The 6,532-nt window shown below is 48.8% G+C and carries 9 protein-coding genes and 1 pseudogene; 4 read left to right on the top strand and 6 right to left on the bottom strand.

Annotation, left to right across the window (positions count from 1 at the left end; genetic code table 11):
• The first annotated feature begins 352 nt into the window (after positions 1-352).
• From yqaB to luxS, 4 genes are all read left to right on the top strand, one after another.
• Positions 353-919: a fructose-1-phosphate/6-phosphogluconate phosphatase gene (gene yqaB / locus A7Z29_RS22630; protein ID WP_000273321.1), complete on the top strand. Its 567-nt coding sequence runs from the start codon at positions 353-355 to the stop codon at positions 917-919.
• Positions 916-1,344 carry a YqaA family protein gene (locus tag A7Z29_RS22635; RefSeq protein ID WP_000004484.1) on the top strand — a complete coding sequence of 143 codons (429 nt, stop codon included), beginning with the start codon at positions 916-918 and terminating at the stop codon, positions 1,342-1,344. Before yqaB ends, A7Z29_RS22635 begins: the two co-directional genes overlap by 4 nt.
• 72 nt (positions 1,345-1,416) lie before the next feature.
• The gene (gene gshA / locus A7Z29_RS22640; RefSeq protein ID WP_085461065.1) at positions 1,417-2,973 is read left to right on the top strand and encodes a glutamate--cysteine ligase; all 1,557 of its coding nucleotides are present in this window, start codon (positions 1,417-1,419) and stop codon (positions 2,971-2,973) included.
• A gap of 149 nt (positions 2,974-3,122) precedes the next feature.
• A complete protein-coding gene (luxS, locus tag A7Z29_RS22645) occupies positions 3,123-3,638 on the top strand; it encodes an S-ribosylhomocysteine lyase (protein ID WP_001130204.1) in 516 nt (171 codons plus the stop codon).
• A gap of 115 nt (positions 3,639-3,753) precedes the next feature.
• Here luxS and A7Z29_RS22650 read toward each other — a convergent pair.
• From A7Z29_RS22650 to A7Z29_RS22675, 6 genes and pseudogenes are all read right to left on the bottom strand, one after another.
• Positions 3,754-4,059, bottom strand: a pseudogene (locus A7Z29_RS22650) (autotransporter outer membrane beta-barrel domain-containing protein); the annotation flags it as partial.
• Between the two features lie 164 nt (positions 4,060-4,223).
• Complete coding sequence (locus A7Z29_RS22655; RefSeq protein WP_046201688.1) at positions 4,224-5,276, bottom strand: DNA cytosine methyltransferase; 1,053 nt, start codon at positions 5,274-5,276, stop codon at positions 4,224-4,226.
• On the bottom strand, positions 5,245-5,430 hold the full coding sequence (locus tag A7Z29_RS22660) for a Com family DNA-binding transcriptional regulator (protein ID WP_032164298.1): 186 nt from the start codon (positions 5,428-5,430) through the stop codon (positions 5,245-5,247). Before A7Z29_RS22660 ends, A7Z29_RS22655 begins: the two co-directional genes overlap by 32 nt.
• A 184-nt stretch (positions 5,431-5,614) precedes the next feature.
• The gene (locus A7Z29_RS22665; protein ID WP_046201687.1) at positions 5,615-5,815 is read right to left on the bottom strand and encodes a hypothetical protein; all 201 of its coding nucleotides are present in this window, start codon (positions 5,813-5,815) and stop codon (positions 5,615-5,617) included.
• A 75-nt stretch (positions 5,816-5,890) separates the two neighbouring features.
• Positions 5,891-6,145 (bottom strand): DUF826 domain-containing protein, encoded by a 255-nt coding sequence (locus A7Z29_RS22670; protein ID WP_001114098.1) that lies wholly within the window; start codon positions 6,143-6,145, stop codon positions 5,891-5,893.
• Between the two features lie 35 nt (positions 6,146-6,180).
• Positions 6,181-6,363 (bottom strand): DUF1378 family protein, encoded by a 183-nt coding sequence (locus A7Z29_RS22675; RefSeq protein WP_046201686.1) that lies wholly within the window; start codon positions 6,361-6,363, stop codon positions 6,181-6,183.
• Positions 6,364-6,532 lie beyond the last annotated feature (169 nt).

Raw genomic sequence — 6,532 nt, forward strand, 5'->3', positions numbered from 1 at the left:
CATCCGTAGCTCAGCTGGATAGAGTACTCGGCTACGAACCGAGCGGTCGGAGGTTCGAATCCTCCCGGATGCACCATCTTCTCCGTATTATCCGCGATTGATGATCCTCATGGTCTGCAATATTGATGTATGCACCAGGGAGGATAACGTTGCGCCAGCAACGACCCGAAGGGCGAACGCCAGTGAGTCATCCTCCCGGATGCACCATCTTCTCCAACAATTTCCTCCAAAAACATCTCATTTCTAAATAACTATTTTATCCATATCCTGAATAATCTTCCCCTTCGCATCGGCGACAAAATCAAGCAATTACGCTAAAGTAGCGTCATATTTTTCGACTTGCGAGAAGACAATGTACGAGCGTTATGCAGGTTTAATTTTTGATATGGATGGCACAATCCTGGATACAGAACCCACGCACCGTAAAGCGTGGCGTGAAGTATTAGGACGCTACGGTCTTCAGTACGATGTACAGGCCATGATTGCGCTTAATGGCTCGCCCACCTGGCGTATAGCCCAGGCGATTATTGAGCTGAATCAGGCCGATCTCGATCCCCATGCATTAGCCCGCGAGAAAACCGATGCCGTAAGAAGCATGTTGCTCGATAGCGTCGAACCGCTTCCTCTTGTTGAAGTGGTGAAAAGCTGGCACGGTCGTCGCCCAATGGCTGTCGGTACGGGGAGTGAAAGCGCCATCGCTGAGGCGCTGCTAACGCATCTGGGATTACGTCGTTATTTTGACGCGGTTGTCGCTGCCGATCACGTCAAACACCATAAACCTGCACCAGACACGTTTTTGCTGTGTGCGCAGCGTATGGGCGTGCAACCAACACAGTGCGTTGTCTTTGAAGATGCCGATTTTGGCATACAGGCCGCTCGCGCCGCAGGCATGGACGCCGTGGATGTTCGCTTGCTGTGAGTGAGTCGCTGTCGCTCTTCTCGTTGTTTGCCAGTAGTTTTCTCAGCGCTACACTACTACCCGGCAATTCGGAAGTTGTGCTGGTCGCAATGTTACTTTCTGGGGTGAGTCATCCCTGGGTTTTAGTATTAACAGCAACAATGGGTAATAGCCTTGGAGGGTTAACTAACGTTATCCTTGGGCGTTTCTTTCCATTGCGCAAAACATCGCGCTGGCAAGAAAAAGCCATTGGCTGGCTGAAACGCTATGGCGCAGTCACACTCTTATTAAGCTGGATGCCAGTGATTGGCGACTTACTGTGTCTGTTAGCGGGATGGATGCGCATCTCGTGGGGACCAGTAATCTTTTTTTTGTGCCTTGGTAAAGCGTTGCGCTATGTTGCGGTTGCAGCAGCCACCGTTCAGGGCATGATGTGGTGGCACTAATTGTAGGCCTGCACACATGGCCACCATTACAGTTATGCTAATTAAAACGATTTTGACAGGCGGGAGGTCAATTTGATCCCGGACGTATCACAGGCGCTGGCCTGGCTGGAAAAACATCCTCAGGCATTAAAGGGGATACAGCGTGGTCTTGAGCGCGAAACTTTGCGTGTTAACCCAGATGGCACTCTGGCAACAACCGGTCATCCTGAAGCATTAGGTTCCGCACTGACGCATAAATGGATCACCACCGATTTTGCCGAAGCGTTGCTGGAGTTCATTACGCCGGTCGATGGCGATATTGAGCATATGTTGACCTTTATGCGCGATTTGCATCGCTATACCGCGCGTAATATTGGCGATGAGCGGATGTGGCCGTTAAGTATGCCATGTTACATCGCGGAAGGTCAGGATATCGAACTGGCGCAGTATGGAACGTCCAATACAGGGCGCTTTAAAACGCTGTACCGTGAAGGGCTGAAAAATCGCTATGGCGCGCTGATGCAAACCATCTCCGGCGTACACTACAACTTCTCTTTACCAATGGCATTCTGGCAAGCGAAGTGTGGTGATATCTCGGGCGTTGACGCCAAAGAGAAAATCTCTGCGGGCTACTTCCGCGCTATTCGTAACTACTATCGCTTCGGTTGGGTGATCCCGTACCTGTTTGGCGCATCTCCGGCAATTTGTTCTTCTTTCCTGCAAGGTAAACCGACGTCGCTGCCGTTTGAGAAAACCGAGTGCGGCATGTATTACCTGCCGTATGCAACATCGCTACGTTTGAGCGATCTGGGCTATACCAATAAATCGCAAAGTAATCTTGGTATTACCTTTAATGATCTCTACGAGTATGTAGCGGGTCTGAAGCGGGCAATTAAAACGCCGTCGGAAGAGTACGCGACGATTGGTCTTGAGAAAGACGGCAAGCGGCTGCAAATCAACAGCAACGTGCTGCAGATTGAAAACGAGCTGTATGCGCCGATTCGTCCGAAACGCGTTACTCGCAGCGGCGAGTCGCCTTCAGATGCGCTGTTACGCGGCGGCATTGAATATATCGAAGTGCGTTCGCTGGATATCAACCCATTCTCGCCGATTGGTGTTGATGAGCAGCAGGTGCGATTCCTCGACCTGTTTATGGTCTGGTGTGCGCTGGCTGATGCACCGGAAATGAGCAGTAGTGAACTTGCCTGTACACGCGTCAACTGGAACCGGGTGATCCTCGAAGGACGTAAGCCGGGGCTGACACTGGGAATTGGCTGTGAAACTGCGCAATTCCCGTTGCCGCAGGTGGGCAAAGATCTGTTCCAGGATCTGAAACGCGTCGCGCAAACGCTGGACAGCATTAACGGCGGCGAAGCATACCAGAAAGTGTGTGATGAACTGGTGGCCTGCTTTGATAATCCCGATCTGACTTTCTCCGCCCGCATCTTACGGTCTATGATTGATACTGGTATTGGTGGAACCGGGAAAGCGTTTGGTGAGGCTTATCGCAATTTGTTGCGTGAAGAGCCGCTGGAAATTCTGCGTGAAGACGATTTTATTGCCGAGCGCGAAGCGTCTAAACGCCGTCAGCAGGAAATGGAAGCCGCAGACACCGAGTCGTTCAAGGTGTGGCTGGAAAAACACAGCTGATAGAAAAGAAAAAGGCCACTCGTGAGTGGCCAAAATTTCATCTCTGAATTCAGGGATGATGATAACAAATGCGCGTCTTTCATATACTCAGACTCGCCTGGGAACAAAGAGTTCAGAATATTTTAAAAAAAATTACCGGAGGTGGCTAAATGCCGTTGTTAGATAGCTTCACAGTCGATCATACCCGGATGGAAGCGCCTGCAGTTCGGGTAGCGAAAACAATGAACACCCCGCATGGCGACGCAATCACCGTGTTCGATCTGCGTTTCTGCGTGCCGAACAAAGAAGTAATGCCAGAAAAAGGTATCCATACCCTGGAGCATCTGTTTGCTGGTTTTATGCGCAACCATCTTAACGGTAACGGCGTTGAGATTATTGATATCTCGCCAATGGGTTGCCGCACCGGTTTCTATATGAGTCTGATTGGTACGCCAGATGAGCAGCGTGTTGCTGATGCCTGGAAGGCGGCAATGGAAGATGTGCTGAAAGTGAAGGATCAGAATCAGATCCCTGAACTGAATGTCTACCAGTGCGGTACTTACCAGATGCACTCGTTGCAGGAAGCACAGGATATTGCACGTAGCATTCTGGAGCGCGACGTGCGTATCAACAGCAATGAGGAACTGGCGCTGCCGAAAGAGAAGTTGCAGGAACTGCACATCTAGCCCGTTTAAGAAGAAGCCGGGCGGTGATATCACTGTCCGGCTTGCCTGATGTGCTACGCTTATCAGGTTGATGCGGGGAGCGCGCCACCCGTACGTGACGGGCGGCAAAGTGGTATTAAAAGAGATATTTCATGCCCAGCATTCCCTGGGTATCGCTGTAACCGTTGTCCCCCAACTGCTGGGCGACGTTGCCCCACAGTTGCAGACGTGGATTAAGCTGACCTTCCACCCCAACTTTTAGCTCGCCGATGTTACGCGTGCCGATGATTTCATCGCTGATGCCATCCATCTTCACGCTGTAATTGCGGGAGTTATAAATCCAGTTGGCTTCCACGAAAGGCTGGAAGGAACGCGCTTTATGATCATCAATAGCATTATGACCTTGCAGGTACGCTTTCACCCCCAGACGCGTTTGCAGGTTTATAGCGCGGCGATTTTTTTGATACAGATTTGCATTTCATTTGATACCGATGAAAAGCGCCGATAAGCATCTTTTTTGATACTAAATTGGCGCTTTCCTTTGCACTCCTTAAAGACATCTTTTAACGGCACAAAAACCAACTTCATAATGTCTTTTGCTTAGGTTTAAACTTCGTTTAACGCTTCCTGTATTCTTCGACCAATCCATTTCATGACCGGTACAGGCATTGAATTTCCAATGGCCTTATAACGATGAGCTGGAGATGAATTTTTCCATGGAATATCTGTATATCCATCGGGAAAACCTTGTAGCCTCTCGCATTCGGTTGGCGTCAACCTACGAACCCTTGAATATGGCACTCTTTCAACTATGAGCCCACCAGACATAGTCATGTCCTGGTTAGTTGTTCCGTTATAGCCAGCTATTACTGTGCCTGTTCGTTTTGGCAATGCTTCAAGGCAATATCGGTGCAATTTTCCTTCAATGCCTTGATCAAGAAGGGATTCGGATTTTTTCTTCTTTCCGTAATAGTTTTTATCGCCCTGCGACACAGGCGGGAACTCAAATAATACCTTTCCGGGATCGAGCCTTTTTCCAGCACTTGCCACAACAAACACTCTTCTGCGAGCCTGGGCGACTCCGAAATATTGGGCATCAAGTACTCGCCAGGCGACGATACGCGATGGTCCAGACACAACACCAGCGTTTGCCCATCTTTTCCTTGCTGGCTGTAATGCGCAACCTGCTCCGGCCAGCGCACCAAGAAAATGACCGAATGCATTGTCATGGCTACTTAAAACTCCTGTGACGTTTTCCCATACGATTATTGAGGGGGATTTATTGAGCGATGCCCGAACGGTATCTATCTGATTCGCCAGTTCAACAAAAGACAGTGTTAACTGCCCCCGTGGATCTGAAAGGCCTTTTCGTTTGCCTGACATACTGAATGCCTGACACGGAGTTCCACCTACAAGAATATCTGGTGCTTCAATAAGCCCATCCCTGATACGAGGCGCAAGCAAAGCCATATCACCAAGATTTGGTATATGGGGCCAGCGATATGAAAGAAGTGTTGACGGGAAGTCCTCTATTTCACTGAACCATCTGGCTTTCCAGCCAAGATTGCTCCAGGCTACTGTCGCAGCTTCAATACCACTGCATACTGAACCATAGGTTAGTGACTTATCAGACTGAAAGTAATGTTTCTTGTTCCCCACGGCAGGATTTCCTTGTGTATGTGGGGTGCTCTGTGGCGCTCTGAGATGTGATTTGATTGAGGGTTTTGCAGCGCGGACATTTTACTTCCAGATAGCTGAAACTGGCCCGTGCCAGTAGCTTATTGCAGTGTCGGCACCGTATGTTTCGATACATGGCCGCATAACCTCCTGCTTTGTTGATGATATCTTTCTCGCCTAATCGATCGACAAAAACGATCGATTCGATTTGTTTAATTGATACAACAAATAGATTGAAAAGTCATCAACAATGATTCAGGGAGGTGATTCATCAGCTATGAAGTTATGGAACGCCTGATTTTCTGATGTAATTCGTGCAATCAGCGAGTCAGTTGACCTTCACGAACCGCAAAAATAGCGCATCTTGGGGTACACAGGATCTGCATAGCTATCCACATTGCGGTGGTGAAGTTTCGATCCTGTAATGTATCTTCATCAAGTCCTGAACGTAGCGCATTGATAATTTCTGTGCTTAATATTTCCAGGCCTTTGGTATCAGGTTGCTTTGTATTCTTGTCCATGATTATCGTCCTCTGATTGGTATATAAAGCGCCCATGAAAATAAAACCGACAGGAGAAACTGCCGGTTTGTATTGTTACATCATGGTGCTGTCAGTTCCGGGCTGAGCCGGGTCTGGTTGTTCTGGCTGTGCTTCGGTTTTCGGCTCATTATCAGCATCACTGGCCGCAGCAGCTGGTCCAATAAGTTTTGCCAGCACCTCATCAACGTAAGTGTCGATTTGTGCCTCAAAATCCTTGCGGACTTGCGCTTTCAGCAACTTATTTACTTCACCGGAATACAGTGCCTGTTTTACCAGGTCTTCAGTGACGGTGCCTTTAATTTCTGGCATGTATATCCTCCTCATGCGGGAATAAAGCCCTGCAATCAGGGCTGGGTCGGGTCTTTTGGGAGCGGAGTTGCCTGCGCTGTTTTACTGAGCTTTTCGGCTGCTGCGTCATCAATTTTGCGGCGAACATAATTTCTGATGGCCTTATAGCCACCACTCACCAGGTATAAGACACATACCGCCGTGCAGAAATACAGTAATATCAGCTGTAAAAATGTCATTATTCATCTCCATTATTGGCATGGTGTTGACATAGTTAATACCTGTTGGTTAAAAAGGCGTCCTGCATTTTTGCTTTGGATGTATCGACCTTTGCCGCCGGTTTCCTTGTTTTCCCTTTCCCGGCGGCATTTTTTTATCCTGCTGACGGGTTATTCACTTCCACCAAAA

The sequence above is a fragment of the Escherichia sp. MOD1-EC6842 genome, from assembly GCF_002965705.1.
Lineage (GTDB): Bacteria > Pseudomonadota > Gammaproteobacteria > Enterobacterales > Enterobacteriaceae > Escherichia > Escherichia ruysiae.